The 16,354-nt window shown below is 71.5% G+C and carries 9 protein-coding genes; 4 read left to right on the top strand and 5 right to left on the bottom strand.

What is annotated here, in order from left to right; genetic code table 11:
- Window positions 1-7: 7 nt before the first annotated feature.
- The 3 genes from ACTVCO_RS01420 to ACTVCO_RS01410 form a co-directional block, all read right to left on the bottom strand.
- The gene (locus tag ACTVCO_RS01420; RefSeq protein WP_443726601.1) at window positions 8-3,145 is read right to left on the bottom strand and encodes an efflux RND transporter permease subunit; all 3,138 of its coding nucleotides are present in this window, start codon (window positions 3,143-3,145) and stop codon (window positions 8-10) included.
- A 129-nt stretch (window positions 3,146-3,274) separates the two neighbouring features.
- Window positions 3,275-3,916 carry a TetR/AcrR family transcriptional regulator gene (locus ACTVCO_RS01415; protein ID WP_443726600.1) on the bottom strand — a complete coding sequence of 214 codons (642 nt, stop codon included), beginning with the start codon at window positions 3,914-3,916 and terminating at the stop codon, window positions 3,275-3,277.
- Between the two features lie 56 nt (window positions 3,917-3,972).
- Window positions 3,973-5,565: an aspartate:alanine exchanger family transporter gene (locus ACTVCO_RS01410; RefSeq protein WP_443726599.1), complete on the bottom strand. Its 1,593-nt coding sequence runs from the start codon at window positions 5,563-5,565 to the stop codon at window positions 3,973-3,975.
- A 274-nt stretch (window positions 5,566-5,839) separates the two neighbouring features.
- On the opposite strand from ACTVCO_RS01410, the gene ACTVCO_RS01405 reads away from it, so the two are divergent.
- The 4 genes from ACTVCO_RS01405 (at window position 5,840) to ACTVCO_RS01390 (ending at window position 11,064) form a co-directional block, all read left to right on the top strand.
- Window positions 5,840-7,519, top strand: a complete 1,680-nt coding sequence (locus ACTVCO_RS01405; RefSeq protein ID WP_443727131.1) for a methyl-accepting chemotaxis protein — start codon at window positions 5,840-5,842, stop codon at window positions 7,517-7,519.
- Window positions 7,520-7,632: 113 nt separating this feature from the next.
- On the top strand, window positions 7,633-9,591 hold the full coding sequence (locus ACTVCO_RS01400; protein WP_443726598.1) for a heavy metal translocating P-type ATPase: 1,959 nt from the start codon (window positions 7,633-7,635) through the stop codon (window positions 9,589-9,591).
- A gap of 106 nt (window positions 9,592-9,697) precedes the next feature.
- Complete coding sequence (locus ACTVCO_RS01395; protein WP_443726597.1) at window positions 9,698-10,018, top strand: GNAT family N-acetyltransferase; 321 nt, start codon at window positions 9,698-9,700, stop codon at window positions 10,016-10,018.
- Window positions 10,015-11,064, top strand: coding sequence for a pirin family protein (locus ACTVCO_RS01390; RefSeq protein WP_443726596.1), 1,050 nt, complete (start codon window positions 10,015-10,017; stop codon window positions 11,062-11,064). The genes ACTVCO_RS01395 and ACTVCO_RS01390 overlap by 4 nt, the downstream gene beginning before the upstream one ends.
- A gap of 31 nt (window positions 11,065-11,095) precedes the next feature.
- On the opposite strand, the gene ACTVCO_RS01385 is transcribed toward ACTVCO_RS01390, so the two are convergent.
- Both ACTVCO_RS01385 and ACTVCO_RS01380 read right to left on the bottom strand, forming a co-directional pair.
- Window positions 11,096-13,447 (bottom strand): hypothetical protein, encoded by a 2,352-nt coding sequence (locus tag ACTVCO_RS01385; protein ID WP_443726595.1) that lies wholly within the window; start codon window positions 13,445-13,447, stop codon window positions 11,096-11,098.
- A gap of 26 nt (window positions 13,448-13,473) precedes the next feature.
- Entirely contained in the window at window positions 13,474-16,299 is a 2,826-nt protein-coding gene (locus ACTVCO_RS01380) for an MMPL family transporter (protein WP_443726594.1), read from the bottom strand.
- Window positions 16,300-16,354 lie beyond the last annotated feature (55 nt).

Here is a 16,354-nt window from a genome sequence, read left to right as displayed (position 1 = left end):
GCCCCTCTCAGTCCTCGAGAACGCGCGTCTGTCCGCGCTTCCCGATCGATTCGACCAGGTGATAGACCGCCGGCAGGACGACGAGCGTCATGAGCGTCGACGACAGCAAACCACCAATAACGACGATCGCAAGCGGCTGGGAGATAAATCCACCGTGGCCGGTCACCCCGATCGCCATCGGCGTGAGCGCGAGGATCGTCGCCGCAGCCGTCATGAGGATCGGTCGAACACGGTGGATCGCACCCAGGCGCAGTGCGTCGGTCATCGACCTGCCACGATCTCGGTACTGCTTGACGAGGTCGATGAGCACGATCGCGTTGGTCACGACGATGCCGATGAGCATGAGCACACCGATGAGCGACGGAACACCCAGCGGGATCTGCGTCGCCACCTGCAGCAGGATCGCACCGGTCGCCGCGAACGGAACCGAGACGAGCAGCAGCAGCGGGTGCAGGAGCGACCGGAACGTCGCCACCATGACGACGTAGACGATGAGGATCGCAGCGAGCATCGCCAGACCCAGCTGAGCGAAGGCCTTCGACTGCTCAGCTGTCACCCCACCGAGCTCCGCTGTCACACCGTCAGGCAGGTCGACGCCGTCGAGCGCCTCCTGCACGACCGAAGCCACCTGGCCCAGGTCGTCCGACTGCGGCGTCACCTTGACGAGCTGGTTGCGCACACCGTTCGCCGTCGTGATCGCGACCGGCCCGTCCACCACCTCGACCGTGGCCACGTCACCGACCGTGAAGCCCTCACCGAGCGGCAGCTGACGAATCGCCTCGACCGACCCTGCCGGCTCCTCAGGCGTGAGGAAGACGTCGATCGACGAGCCGTCGAACGTCACCGCACCCACCTGCTGCGGGGTGATCATGCCGCCGATCGCCTGCGACAACGCTGACTCCGTCAGCCCTGCCATCGCGGCCTTAGTGCGGTCGATGACCACCGAGACCGTCGGACGAGCCGCCGCGAGCGTCGTCGAGACCTGACGGGCTCCGTCGAGCGGACGCATCGCCTCAGCAATCGCCTCCGTGCCCTTCGCCACGAGCTGCGCATCCGTCCCCGACACAGCGATCTCGACATCGTTCGACATGCCCATGCCCGCGAACGGCGAGATCGTCACGTCGTCCTCGTCGACGATCGCCACGACAGCCGCACGCACGTCGGCCTCGATGCGTTCCTGGTCGCCGTCAGCGGCCGTCGTCAGCGAGTACGAGATACCGCCACCACCGCCGAGCAGCATGCTCTGGTCGGTCTGGCCTACTGTCGCCGCCACGAGCTCGACACCCTTGACCTGACGCAGCGCGTTGCCGACCTGCTGCGCCGTCTTCAGCTGCGCGTCAAGGCTCGTGCCGGGCTTGACCTGCTGCGTGATGCCGAGCGAGTTCTGCGCCATGTCGCCGAGGAAGCTCGTCTTGAGCAGGGGGGTGAGAGCAACGGTCCCCATGAGGACGAGAACCGCCGCGCCAACCGTGATCCACCGGTGCGCGAGCACCTTGTCGAGCAGGCGACCGTAGACGCGCTGGATCGCGCCCGCGTCCTCGTCCTCGAACTCGTTGGCGGGCTCGGCCGCGTTCCCTGCGGTCTCGGTCGCCGCCGTCCCGGCTGCAGCCGGGTCGACGACGGTCGCGTCGGCGTCGCTCGTCACAGCGTCGCTCGTCACGGCTGCGCCGTGACCACGCCACTTGAGGAACCAGAACGCGAGCACCGGAACGATCGTGAGCGAGACGAGGAGCGAGGCACCCATCGCGATCGCGACCGTGAACGCGAACGGACGGAAGAGCACGCCCGCCATGCCGCCCACGAGCGCGATCGGCACGAACACCGCAACCGTCGTCACGGTCGAAGCCGTGATGGCGCCGCCCACCTCGCGCACCGCGTCGACGATCGTCGCCCGCCTCGACTTGCCGTACCGCATATGGCGTTCGACGTTCTCGATGACGACGATCGAGTCGTCGACGATGCGCCCGATCGCGATCGTCAGACCACCGAGCGAGAGAATGTTCAGCGTGTAGCCCGCCGCCTGCATGCCGACGAACGCGATGAGGAGCGACACCGGGATCGAGACCGCCGTGACGAGCGTCGCGCGGCCCGAGCGCAGAAACCCGAGAATGACGATGATCGCCATGACGAGGCCGAGCAGACCCTCGGTCGCGAGCCCGCTGATCGACTCCTCGATGAAGGGCGCCTGGTCGACGAGCACGCTGAACGACGCGCCCGCAATCGTGGCCTCGAGGGCAGGCAGGGCGTCACGCACAGCCTGTGAGACATCAACCGTGTTGGCGTCGGGCAGCTTCGTCACCGAGAGCGTGAGCGCCTTCTTGCCGTTGACGAGCGAGTACGACGACGTGGGGTCCGTCGTCATCTCGACGTCAGCGACGTCCGCGAGCGTGGTCTCGCCCGAGCCCGGGCCGAGCACGATCGGCAGGGCCGCGATGTCCTCGACCGACGTGAGGCGCGAGCCGACCTGGACCGCCATCTCCTTGGTGCTCTCGACGATCGTGCCCGCAGGCATGAGCACACCGTTCTGCATGAGCAGCGCGCCGATCTGCTGCGGTCCCACGCCGTAGGCCGCCATGTCCTGCGCACGCGGTGTGATCGACACCCGCGGGCCAGGCGCGCCGACGATCGACGCCGACGCGACGCCCTCGAGGCGCTCGAGCTGCGGGACGACCGAGTCAGCGAGGACGCCCGCGAGCGACGCCGTGTTGTTGGCGGAGACCGCGACCTGGATGACGGGGAAGTCGTCCAGGCTGATCGCGATGACAGACGGATCCGTGTTCTCAGGCAAGAACGAGCGGATGCGGCTGATCGCCTGCGTCATCTTCTGCTCGACCTTGGCGGTGTCCGTCCCGAACTCGAACTCGGCGAGGACGACCGAGACACCCGTCGACGACGTCGACGTCGTGCCGAGCAGGCCCGGGACCGTCTGCAACGCCTTCTCGAGCGGGGCGGTGACGTCGCTCGCGACGACCTCGGCCGACGCACCGGGGTGGACCGTCATGACCGCAAGCTGCGGAACCTCGATCGAGGGGATGAGCTCTTGCTTGAGCGACGTGAAGGCGAGCGCGCCGAAGACGGCGACGACCACCGTGACGAGCGCGATGAGTGCGCGGTTCTTCAGTGAGAAGACGGAGAGCTGATGCACGGGGATCCTGTCCTGTGAATGCGTGCTGGGCGGAGACGGTCGTGCGGGGCGGAGCGGGTCTGACTGGGCGGAGAGGTTCTGGGGTGAGGCGGGACCGCCAGGGAGGCGGGGTCGCTAGGGGCGGGGTCGCTAGGGCGCCGGGTCCGCCTCTGCGCGGGGGCCGGGCACGAAGCCGTGCCGGAGGTAGCCAAACGCCTCGGTGATGAGGTCGCGCAGCCGTGCGCGGACGCGCGGGGTGAGATCAGGCGGCCCGCACGGTTCGCCGAGCTCGTCGTGCAGGACGTGCAGGGCTCCTCCGAGCAGTCCGACGACGGCCGAGATGTAGAGAGTCGATCGCGTCTCTCCGAAGCGGTGCGCAAGCAGCTGCAGCGTCGCGGAGCCGCGGAACGCCTGCATGCGGGCGTGCGCGGTGGACTCGACGACGGGGTGTTCGCGGGCGATGACGACGAAGTCGCGGATGTCGTCGAGGGCGGGGCCTTCGCACAGCGCGCTGATGAACGCCTCGGTCCCGTCGACGAGGTCGCTGAAGGAGTGCGGTGCGCTCGTCTCATCGATCGCCTCGGGTCGCACCCGCTCAAGGAAGCCGTCGACGACGGCCTCGGCCTTGCCACCGAAGTGGTTGGCGAACGTGCGGCGCGAATAGCCTGCGCGCTCAGCGATCTGGTCGATCGTCACGGCGTCGTAGCCGCGTTCACGCACGAGGGCGAGCGCCGTCGCGGCGAGGTCGTGCGCGGTCGCGGCCTTCTTGAGGTCGCGCAACGAAGCAGTCACCGGGTCACCCTAGGCATGCAGTTGCCCACTGTGCAACATTGCCCAATGGGCAATCTTCACAGGGAGCCGAGGATCCCGCCCGCCACGATCTTCACGATCATCGCCGCCGGGTACACGAGCGCATACCCGAGCGCGATCCGAGGATCAAAGCCCGTGCGCTGGTTCGCAAACGCCAGAACCGCGGGCTGCGTCTGAGTTCCGGCGATCATCCCCGACGTCGTCGTCGCGCCCACACGGCACACCCTGCGCAACACCACCCACAGCCCCAGGCCCACGGTCAACGTCACCGCCGCCCCCAGCACGACGATGCGCAACCACTCACCCGACGCAAACGCCGGCGCAACCTGGCCGCCAGCAACGAGCCCCGCCTGCGCAAGGAAGATGAGCAGGCCCAGCTCGCTCAACGCCTGAGCAGCCGAGAACGACATCGACGTCGACAACGGCCCCACCCTGCCCAACCGACCAAGCACGAGACCCACGACGAGCGTCCCGGCCGCCGCGCCGATCGTCACGTGCACCCCGGGGATCGGCAGGACGACGAGCCCCAGCAGCACCCCGAGGGCCAGACCGATACCGAGCACCCCCGGGTTGATGTCCGAGAACCCGCGCGTCGAGTCCCCCAGGATCTTCGTGATCTCAGCCATGTGACCGCGCGGCGCCACGACGCGCACCCGATCCCCCAGCTGCAGAACCGTCCGCGAGTTCGCCACCGCATCGACATCCCCGCGTCGCAGCCGCGTCACCGCGGCGCCGAAGCGCGAGTGCAGCTCGAGCTCCTCGAGCGTGCGGCCCGCGATCCGCGTGCTCGAGACCGTGATGCGGCGCATCGCGACGACACGTCCGTCCTGGCGCAGCATGTGCGACGACACGTGCCCGAGCGCCGCGGCAATCTCATCGACCTGCCGCTCAGGACCGACGACCGTGACGACGTCGCCGACCTCGAGCACGTCGTCGTCCAGCGCCGCCCGCGGCGCCGCGTCCTCGGCACCCCGGCGCAACCGCGAGAACACGATCGACTCGCCGTAGAGCTCCGTGAGCTCACGCAACGACTGCCCGCTCGCGAACTCGACCCGCACCGGCCGCTCAACGATCTCGGGCGGCGCGTCCACGTCCGAGCCGCGCCCACGCAGCACCAGCTGCGCGATGACAAGCATGCCGATGACACCGAACACGTACGCAACCGCGTACCCGACCGTCGGAGCCGACGCATCGCCCGCTGCATCACGCGCAGCCGCAAGCGCGGGCGTGTTCGTCAGCGCACCCGCAAACGTTCCCGCAACCGTCGCCGACGACAGCCCCAGCACCTTGCCCAGGCCCACCGCCACGCCCGCGCCCACCGCAACGACACCGATCATCGCGCCGACCACCGTGAGGCTGCGCCGCAACGACGCAAAGAACTCCGCACCCGAGACGATCCCGACCGTGAACGTGAAGAGCGTGAGACCAAACGTGCCAAACGCGTGCGGCACCTCAAGCTCGATCGCCCGCGACGCCCCCCACGCACCCAACAACAGCGCGCAGAACAAGACGGCAGCCGCACCGAGCGCCACACCGCGCACCTGCACATGACCGATCGCCGCACCCACACCGACGAGCCCGACAAGAAGGAGAACCGGCTGCTCCACGAGGAGAGTGAGGACCGCGTCCATGACGACCTTTCCACGACGAGTGACAGGCCCGTCGCCTTGTCCCTGCCATACCCACCCCATCACCCCAACGCGCCCCACACGTGGGACCACTGGCCCCGACCCTCGCCGACGCCAGCCCCGCGACCCACCTCCGAGCGCACCCGCACGTCCGCGCCCACGCCCCCTGGTGTTTCCCCTCACATTCCGTCACCGCCAGCCGATGGGACGGCCAGAAGCGCAGCTGCCGCAAGGGACTGGTGGCCGCTCAGCCCGAGTCAAGGACGATCAGATGACGATGACGACCCCAGAGGTGGACCTGGCTTCGCCCAGCTTCCCGCCCCACGACGACGAAACCGGCTCGACGCCGACGCCGACGCCGCCCGCGACCAGCACCCGCAGGAGCGCGAGCATCCGCCGTCGCCTGCTCATGCTCACCGCCTCCGGCATCGCCGGCGTCCTGGTCATCGGTGGCCTCGCGCTCGCCCTGCTCAACATCCTCGCGGCCTCGTCCAGCGAGATCACCACCGTCAACACGAGCATCGGCGCCCCGCTCAACCTCGTGCACCAGGACCAGCTCAAGGGCCGCATGATCATCGCCCAGATGGCCGCCGCGGGTCCCACCTCAGAGCGCGACACCTGGGGTGCCAAGCTGCGCGAGAACGACGCGATCCTCACCGCCAACATCGACAAGCTCAGCGCATCGCTCAACGGTGCCTCCGCCAGCTGGACGCGCTTCACCGAGGCCTTTGCCGCCTTCGTCGAGGTCCGCGACGCGCGACTCATGCCCCTGCTCAACGGTGCATCCAGCGCCGAGGGTTCCTTCACGCAGCTCCACACGATCTACGTCCAGCCCGTCATCGACGAGTACGTCGCGGCCCTCGACGACGCCCACGTCGAGATCGACGCGTACATGGACGGAATCGCTGACAAGGCCCGGACTCGCGCCGACATCTCGACCATCGTCACGATCGTCGTCATCATCGCGGCGGCTGCTGTCGTGCTCCTGCTGTCCCGCTCGGTCATCACGTCCGTCAGCCGCTCCGTCAAGAGCCTCGAAGGCTCCATCCTTGCGATGTCCGCGGGCGACCTCACGGTCGACGCACCCGTCGTCCGTCGTGACGAGCTCGGCATCACCGCGGAGCGCCTCAACGTCGCGCGTGGCACGATCGCCGGAACCCTGGCTCGCGTCGGTGAGACATCCGCGACCGTCGCAAGCGCGGCCGAGGAGCTCGGAACCGCTGCAGTCGACGTCGCCAAGGGCGCCGACGAGACCTCCACGCAGGCCGGGGTCGTCGCGGCCGCAGCCGACCAGGTCTCCCGCAACGTCCAGACCGTGGCCGCAGGCGCCGAGCAGATGGGCGCCTCGATCCGCGAGATCGCACAGAACGCGTCCCGCGCCGCGGAGGTCGCCGCACGCGCGACCGACGTCGCGGGAACGACGAGCGAGACCGTCGCGCGCCTCGGCACGTCCTCGCAGGAGATCGGCGCCGTCGTGCGGGCCATCACCTCGATCGCCGAGCAGACCAACCTGCTCGCCCTCAACGCGACCATCGAGGCCGCGCGCGCAGGCGAGGCCGGCAAGGGCTTCGCGGTCGTCGCCGGCGAGGTCAAGGAGCTCGCGCAGGAGACCGCGCGCGCCACGGAGGACATCGCCCGACGCGTCGAGGCCATCCAGGCCGACACGGATGGCGCGGTCACGGCGATCAGCGAGATCACGCAGATCGTCGCGCAGATTAACGACTACCAGCTGACGATCGCGTCGGCCGTCGAGGAGCAGACCGCGACGACGACCGAGATGTCACGCTCGGTGACCGAGGCCGCAACGGGCTCGACCGAGATCGCGCGCAACATCACCGGCGTTGCGGAGTCTGCCGCCCGTTCGTCGCGGACCGTCGAGCAGATGGGCTCGGCCGTGGCCGAGCTCGCGCGCATGGCGGCCGAGCTCGACGGCCGGGTCGCGACGTTCACGTACTGACAGCGTGCGGGTCGCGTACGGCGCGACCCGCACGTTGTCCACGACGGCGACGACGAGTGAGGCGAGCCTTCGCTTGCTGGAAATGATTCTCGGTAAGGCGTAGGACTGGTGTCATGGAACGCCTCCGCGCCTACCCCTGGGTCATCGCCACGCTCGTCGTCGGCGTCCTCGGCCTCGCGCTGCTCGCAGCCGACCTCCAGGACGCATCGCGCTGGGTGATCACGGCCTGGGCCATGACGGTGGCGCTCACGCAGGCGTGGGACATGGTGAAGTCCCTGCGGGCCGGGGCCGTCGGCCTCGACATCCTCGCGGTCCTCGCGATCTCCGCAGCCGTCGCCGTCGGCGAGCACTGGGCCGCGCTCATCGTCGTCGTCATGCTCACGGGCGGCGAGGCCCTCGAGGACTACGCCGAGCGCCGCGCCAAGCGCGAGCTCACCGCCCTCCTCGACCGCGCACCCCGCACCGCTCACCGGCTCGCGCCCGACGGCACCGTCGCCGACGTCCCCGTCGACGAGGTCGCCGTGGGCGACACCCTGCTCATCAAGCCCGCCGAGGTCGTCCCCGTCGACGGCTCCCTGCTCGACGACGACGCCGTGCTCGACGAGTCGTCCGTGACCGGGGAGTCCCTTCCCGTCGAGCACGTGCGCGACGACCACATCGCCTCCGGAACCGTCAACGGCGACCGCGTCATCCGCATCCGCGCGACCGCGCTCGCCGCAGACTCCCAGTACCAGCGCATCCTCACGCTCGTGGCCGAGGCCGAGTCGTCACGCGCACCCATGGTGCGGCTCGCCGACCGCTACGCACTGCCGTTCACGCTCGTCGCGATCACGATCGCGCTCGTCGCCTGGTGGGTGAGCGGTGACCCGCGCCGACTCGCCGAGGTCCTCGTCGTCGCGACCCCGTGCCCGCTGCTCATCGCCGCGCCGGTCGCGTTCGTCGCCGGCATGTCACGCTCGGCGCGCGCGGGTGTCATCGTCAAAGGCGGGGGCGTGCTCGAACAGCTCGCACGCGTGCGGACGGTCGCGCTCGACAAGACCGGAACCCTCACGCACGGGCGGCCCCACATCACACGGGTCGTCGCGACCGACGGGCTCGCCGAGGACGACGTGCTCGCCCTCGCTGCCGCGGCCGAGCAGTACTCCCCCCACCCGCTCGCGACCGCGGTCGTCGCGGGAGCCCGCGAGCGCGGGCTCCCGGTGGCCACGGGTACGGACGTCGCGGAGGAGACCGCGCACGGCGTGGCCGCGACCGTCGGCGAGCGTCGGGTCGCGGTCGGCAAGGCGTCGTGGGTCGTGGACGCCTCGCGCCGCGAGGCTCCTGGGGGCAGCGCGGCGCCCGGCACCGACGCCGACGTGACCACAGCCCCGCACGTCTCGACCGATGCCCCCATCCCGCCGGGGGCGGTAGCCGTCTACGTCGCCGTCGACGGCGCCCTCGTGGGACGCGTCGAGCTCACCGACGCGCTCCGCGACGAGAGCGCTGCCGTGCTCACGGCGCTGCGGGGCCTCGGCGTCGAGCACATCGTCATGCTCACGGGCGATGCGAGCGAGACTGCCCAGCACGTCGCGGCCGAGGTCGGCATCGACGACGTCCGCTCTCGCCTCCTGCCGCAGGAGAAGGTCGCCGCGGTCGCGGGGCTCACGGACCGTCCCGTCCTCATGGTGGGCGACGGCGTCAACGACGCCCCGGTACTCGCTGTCGCCGACGTCGGCGTCGCCATGGGCGCCACCGGCGCAACCGCGGCCAGCGAGTCCGCCGACGCGGTCCTGCTCATCGACGACCTCGGCGGCCTCCTGCAGCTCGTCGGGATCGCCCGACGCACCGTCCGCGTCGCGCTCGAGAGCATCTGGGCGGGCATCGGGCTCTCCGTCGTCCTCATGCTCGTCGCCGCCTTCGGCTTCCTGCCCGCACTCGCGGGCGCGGCCATGCAAGAGGTCGTCGACCTCGTCGCGATCCTCGGCGCGCTGCGCGCCCTCACCCCCGGGCGTCGCGCACCCACGCTGCCGCCCGCGTCCCGCACCCCGGCCCCGGCCGAGGCAGCCGGCGTGCGCGAACGCGTGACATCGTAGGAACGCCGCTCACGCGCGCATCCCCCGGGCTCCTGCGCAGGCGCTGGGGGATGCGCCGCACGCCAGAGATGGCGCAGGATGAAGGTTCACTGACCAGGGAGGCTCCGTGAACGTCACCGTCATCGACGCACCCGACGCGTCGCGCTACGAGATCGCCGTCGACGGCACGCTCGCCGGCTTCGTCGACTACCGGCTCGAAGGGCACGTCATCGCCCTCACTCACACGGAGACGCTCCCCATCTTCGCAGGTCAGGGTCTTGCGAAGGAGCTCATCACATCCGTCCTCGACGACGTCCGGCAGCGCGACCTGGCCGTTCTGCCGTTCTGCTCCTACGCCCGCGCCACGATCGCGCGCGACCCCGGTCGTTGGCTCGATCTCGTCCCCGCCGACGCCCGCGAGCGGCTCGGCCTCGGAGACCACCCATGACGAACCTCGACCCCCAGCCCACCGAGACCCCGTGCAGCGCGGGCGCCATCCACGCGGGGGTCGAGCTCGTCGAGCCGCGCGACGTTCCGCTCGGCGGGCCGCGAGCCATGACGGTCCGCCGGACCCTTCCCTCGCGCGGACGCTCCATGGTCGGCGCATTCTGCTTCATCGACCACTACGGGCCCGACGACGTCGCCGCGACGGGTGGCATGGACGTCGCACCCCACCCGCACATCGGACTGCAGACCGTCACCTGGCTGTTCGAGGGGCGTGTGCGGCACCGCGACGCGCTCGGTTCCCTTGAGGAGATCACGCCCGGACAGCTCAACCTCATGACGTCGGGCGCGGGGATCTGCCACTCCGAGGAAGCGACCCCGCAGCTCTTCCCGGAGAGTCCGCGGCTGCACGGCGTGCAGCTGTGGACTGCGTTGCCCGAGGAAGCACGGCATGGCGAGCGCGCGTTCGAGCACGTCGAGGAGGTGCCGTCGTTCACGCTCATGCACGCGGACGACCGTGGTGCGCCCGCGAACGCGCCCGCGGATGCGGTTGGTGAGGCGGTCGGGCGCGTCCAGGTCGTCATGGGGTCGCTCGGTGGGGTGACGTCGCCCGCGCGCGCGTACACGCCGCTCGTCGCAGCGCAGATCGACCTGGCCGCGGGTGCGGTCGTGCGCCTCGAGGTCGAGGAGTCGTTCGAGCACGCTGTTCTTGTTGACCTGGGCGACCTCGCGCTCGAGGGGACGACGATCGCCCCCGCGTGGGTCGGCTATGTCGCGCCCGGGCGGCGTGTCCTTGAGCTGCGCGCGGGTGACGGTCCCGTGCGCGCCATGCTCGTCGGCGGAGAGCCGTTCGACGAGCAGATCCTCATGTGGTGGAACTTCGTCGGGCGCACGCACGACGAGGTCGTCGAGGCCCGTCGGCTGTGGCAGGACGCTGTGGACGGCGGGGCCGAGGGCGAGGCCCGCTTCGGCAAGGTCGTCGGGTACGACGGGCGGCCGCTGCCGGCGCCCGAGCTCCCCCACGTCCGGCTCCGCCCGCGCGCCCGGTAGCGCCGCCCACGCCCGCCTGGGCGGGCCGCGGTCAGGCCGCGGCCAGCACCGCGCTGCCCGCCTGCCGGCGGCGCCAGCTCGTTGCGCCGATCGCGGCCGCAGCGGAGGCTGCAGCCCACACGAGCAGGACGACGAACGCCCCACCCGACGCCTCCCCGTGCACGAAGCCACCGAGCAGCTGGCCCGCTGCGTCGAGCGGTCCGAGCTCGCCGAGCCCGCCGACCCACGCGGGTGCGGACGGCGCCGACGACGCGACGAGAACCGCCACGCCGACGATGAGCGCGGCGGCCCGCCCGACGTTCCCGACCCAGGCGACGAGCGCGTAGAGGAACCACACGAGGACGACCGCGACGAACGCAGCGGCCGGGACGGCCACCCACGAGGCCTCGGTCACCGCGACGAGGACCGCACCCACGAGCAGTCCCTGAGCTGCGGCGACGCCGCCGATGGCTGCGGTGTCGCGGGCGGTGACGACGGCCGAGGACCGCGTCGTGCCGAGCATCGCGGCTCCCGAGACGTGCGGGCGCATGGTGAGAACGAGCGCCCCGAGCCACAGCGCGACGGCCGCGGTGATGCCCGCCGAGCCGACCGAGCCAAGGCCGCGCGCCGCGGGTGCCGCGACGGGTGAGGCGATGACGTTCGCGAGGGCGGCCGGGTCGGTGACCTTCTGCTGCGCGAGCGCGTCGACGGCCGTGCTGAGGCCGTCGGCCAGCTCGGAGGCGCCGTCGGTCAGCTGCGTCGTCCCGGGCAGGGTCGTGCCGAGGCCCTCGGCGAGGCTCGAGGCCCCGTCGCGCAGGGCTCCCGCTCCGGTCGATGCGCCGCGCGCACCCTCGGAGAGCTGGCCGACGCCTCCTGCGAGCTCGCCCGCACCGGTTGCGAGGGTCGTCGCGCCCGTCGAGAGCGACGTTGCGCCGGTGGCGAGCGCGCCCGCACCGGTCGAGAGCTGGGAGGTTCCCTTGGAGAGCGTCGTGAGGCCGCCCGAGAGCGAGCTCGCGCCCTTCGACAGCGCGGTCGTCCCGGTGGCGAGGGCGTCCGCGCCCTCGGCCACCTCGCCAGCACCTGAGGCGAGCGTCGAGGCGCCCGAGGCGAGCTCGTCGGTCCCGTCGGCCACGCTGCGCGCGCCCGCCGCGAGTCCGCGGAGGCCCGAGGCGGGCGAGGTCGGAGCCGCGTCGGGGTCACCGACGAGCCCACCGAGCCCTGCGACGAGGCCGTAGAGGCCCGCCGCCTCGGACGTCGGGGCGGCGTCAGGGTCGCCCTCGAGAGCGGCGAGGCCGGCCGCGACCTTCTTTACCGTCACGTCGATGGTCACCGGGTCGGCGCCGTCAAGGCCTTCGAGCGCGGCGCGCAGCGCGCCGACCGCTCCCGGAAGCACAGCCACCCGGGGCTGCATGCCGGTCACGCCCGTGAGCACCTGGTCGATGCCGTCGGCGACGGCTCCCGCACCGGTCGCGAGCGGCTCGGCACCCGCAGCGAGCGTGCCCGCGCCGTCAGCGATCGCGGACGTTCCCGTCGCGAGCGCACCGGCGCCTGCGGCGAGGTCCTTGGCCCCCTTGGCGAGGTCCTTGCCGCCGCGGGCGGCGTCGGACGCGCCCACGGCGAGCGGCTTGGTGCCCTTCGCGAGGGTGGCGGCACCCGACGCGAGGTCGCGCGCACCGCTCGAGAGCTCTCCGGCGCCCGCCGCGAGCGAGCTCGCTCCCGACGCGGCGGTGCCCGCACCACCCGCGAGGGACGCGAGCCCGTCGGCGAGGGTCGTCGTGCCAGACGCGAGGCTCCCCGCCCCGTCAGCCAGCTGCTGCTGACCGTCAGCGAGCTTGCCCGCACCCGACGCGAGCTGCTTCGCGCCGTCGGCAGCCTCACCCAGCTGATCGCCCGTCGTCGAGAACCCGACGAGCACCTGTTCGATGTAGGTCTGCGTGAGCTGGCGGCCGAGGCCGACGGTCGCTGCGTCGGCGAGCGCGGTCGTCACGAGGTCGCGCGTCGCGGTCGAACCGTGCGCGGTGACGACGTCGATGTGCGCCTGGCGCGCGCTGTCACCGTCGGCGAACGAGGTTGCGTCGGCCGAGAACGACTCGGGAATCGTCACGACCGCCGCGTACGTGCCGTCGTCGAGCCCTGTCGTCGCGTCGTCGGAGTCTGTGACGACCCACGTCCAGCCGCCGCGCGACCGCGATCCCTTGACGAGCTCGGCTGCGAGCTGGCGACCGAGCGGGGTCAGCTGGTCACCGATCGTCACGGGTTCGTCGTGGTTGACGACGGCGGCCGTGACGTCGGCGGCGCGTGCGGCGGGGTCCCACTGGGAGGCGAGCACGGTGAAGACGAGGGCGACGGGGACGAGGAGCGCGACGGCCGCGAGGAGCCACCGGCGCTGTGCGGAGCGGGTCATCAGGGGGTCCTTCCGGACGGGGGCGGTCATCGCTGGGCTCCGGCCGCGGCGGTTCCGACGGCGGTTCCGGCGGCAGGGGTGCCGGCGGGGCTCTCGGTCGCGGCCACGACGGGCTCGAGACTGAGGCGGTGGGTGGGGGTGAGTCCGGGCGGGAGCACGTCGGGCCCGGCGGAGCCGAGCACGAGCGTCACGCCCGCCTCGAGCGCGCTGCGCAGCGCCAGCCCGGCGCGCTCGTCCCCGTGGAGGTGGTGGGCTGCGTCGACGACGAGCACACGGGGGTTTTCGCGGACGGCGGCCTCGACGGCGCGGACGTCGGTGTGGCGGGAGTCGACCCACCCGACGCGGCGGCGCACCGCGCCGCCGCGCATGGGCAGTCCGAGCCCGTCGACCTTGAGGTCGCCGCTGACGGGCGCGACGCGCCCGGCGAGCGTGAGGAGCAGGCCCGTGACCGCGCGTGCGGGGCCATCGACGACGAGGACGGCGCCGGTCGGGACTGCGAGGTCGAGCGGCGTCGGGACTCCGGCGCGTTCGTCGACGACGAGTGCGCGTGCACCGATCATCGTCCCGGCTGCGGGCCATCCGTCGAGCGCGAGCTCGGCGTGCAGGCCCTCACCCTCGACGTCGAACGACGGCAGCGCGCGATCGAGCCAACGCGGCATCCACCACGCCTTGTCCCCGAGGAGCTCGAGGATCGCGGGCACGAGCGTCATCCGTACGAGGAACGCATCGACGAAGACGCCGACCGCGAGACCGAGCGCGATGGGTTTGATCGACACGTCGCCCTCGGGGACGAAGAAGATGAAGACCGAGAACATGATGACGGCCGCGGCGGTGACGACGCGTGCCGAGCCGCGGAAGCCTGAGCGGATCGCGGCGCGCGCGTCGCCGCCGTGCACGTAGTCCTCGCGGATGCGTGAGACGAGGAAGACCTCGTAGTCCATCGCGAGCCCGAAGAGCACGCCCATGAGGACGATGGGCATGAACGAGATGACGGGCCCCAGCTTGCCGACGTTGAGGAGCTCGGCGGCGATCCCGTCCTCGAAGACGGCGGCAACGACGCCGAACGCGGCGACGACGGACAGGAGGTAGCCGAACGTCGCCTTGAGGGGGACGGCGATCGAGCGGAAGACCATCGTGAGGAGCACGAGCGAGAGACCGACGACGAAGATCCCGAAGGGGACGAGCGCGGCGCCGAGCTTCGCCGACACGTCGATCCCGACGGCGGTGAAGCCCGTGACGGCGATGTCGATGTCGTAGGTGTCCTTGAGCCGTTCACGCTGGTCGCGGATCTCTTGGACGAGCTCGGTCGTGGCCTCGTCGGTCGGTCCGGTCGCGGGGACGACCTGGACGATGAGCGTGTCGGCCGACGCGTTGGGGGTCGCGAGCGGCACGTCGGCGACGCCGGGCAGGGCTTGCATCTCGCGCGCGATGTCGTCGGCGAGGCCGAGCGGGTCGTCGCTCGTGAGGATCGACCCGGTGACGATGAGGGGGCCGTTGGCGCCTGCGCCGTAGTGGTCGGTGATGGCGTCGTACGTCTGGCGCGCCTGGCTCGAGGTCGGCAGGCCGCCCGCGTTGGGCAGGGCGAGTCGCAGGTTGAGCGCTGGCAGAGCGAGGATCACGCCGACGATGAGGACGGCGCCGATCGTCACGATGGGGCGGCGCGTGACAGCCGAGACCCAGCCGGCGAAGAAGCGGTCGGAGCGGGTGAGGGCGGGGAGCGCGGGGGCGTCGGGCGTCGCGTCGTGCGGTGCACCCGCGTGCGCGGCTGCGCGCGCTGCGGCGCGGCGAGCGCGACGCGAGGGTCGCGGCCGCAGCCGCTCCCCCGCAAAGCCGAGCAGCGCGGGCGTGAGCGTCACGGAGACGACGACGGACACGGCGACGGCGACGGCCCCCGCCACACCCATGGTCGTGAGGAAGGGGATGCCGGCGACGCCGAGGCCGACGAGCGCGATCATCACGGTGAGGCCCGCGAAGAGCACGGCGGAGCCGGACGTCGCGGTCGCGCGCGCGATCGACTCCTCGACGTCGAGGCCCTCGCGCAGCTGGTCGCGGTGACGCGAGACGATGAACAGCGCGTAGTCGATGCCGACGGCGAGGCCGAGCATGAGCGCGAGCATGGGCGTCGAGGAGTTGACCGGGGTCACGGCGGTCGCGAGCAGGACGAGCGCCATGGCGATGCCCACGCCGACGAGCGCGTTGACGAGCGGCAGGCCTGCCGCGACGAGGGAGCCGAGGGTGAGGACGAGGACGATGAGGGCGACGCCGACGCCGAGGGCCTCGGTCGGCGTGATCTCGGGGAACTCCGAGGAGTAGAGCTCGCCGCCGACGGTTGCGGTCCAGCCGTCAGGGAGCTCGGCGGCGAGGTCGCCGACGATGTCGGCGATCTCGTCCTTGATCTCGGTGGGGATCTCGGGGCTCGCGCCGTTCATCATCACGGTGACGAGCGCGGCGCGGTCGTCGTCGGACAGCCCGGCCGCGTCTGCCGCGGCGATGGGCGTGCCCGTGAGGGTGTCGGTGAAGGGCGACTGGATGCCGCGGACGTCGTCGCGCTCGGTGAGCGCGTCGGTTGTGGCGCGGACGGTCGTTGCGACGCCTTCGTCGCGCACCGAGGTGCCCTCGGGGGCGACGACGAGAATCTGGGCGCTGGCACCCGAGACCTCGGGGAACGTCGCGCTCAGGCGGTCGAGCGCGGCCTGGGACTCTGTGCCGGGGATGCTGACGGAGTTGTCCATGCCCTGCTGCAGGAGGCCAGCGGCGCCGCCGAGGAGGACGAGTGTCGCGAGCACGAGCGCGACGACCGCGCGTCGGTGCCGTGAGGCGGTGCGACCGAGGCGGTAGAGGAAGGAGGACACGACGACTCCAAGCGATGAGGCACCAGATTCGATACAGAACTGTATCCGATACACC

The sequence above is a fragment of the Sanguibacter sp. A247 genome, from assembly GCF_052324925.1.
GTDB lineage: Bacteria > Actinomycetota > Actinomycetes > Actinomycetales > Cellulomonadaceae > Flavimobilis.
This window is presented reverse-complemented; position numbering and strand designations above follow the sequence as displayed.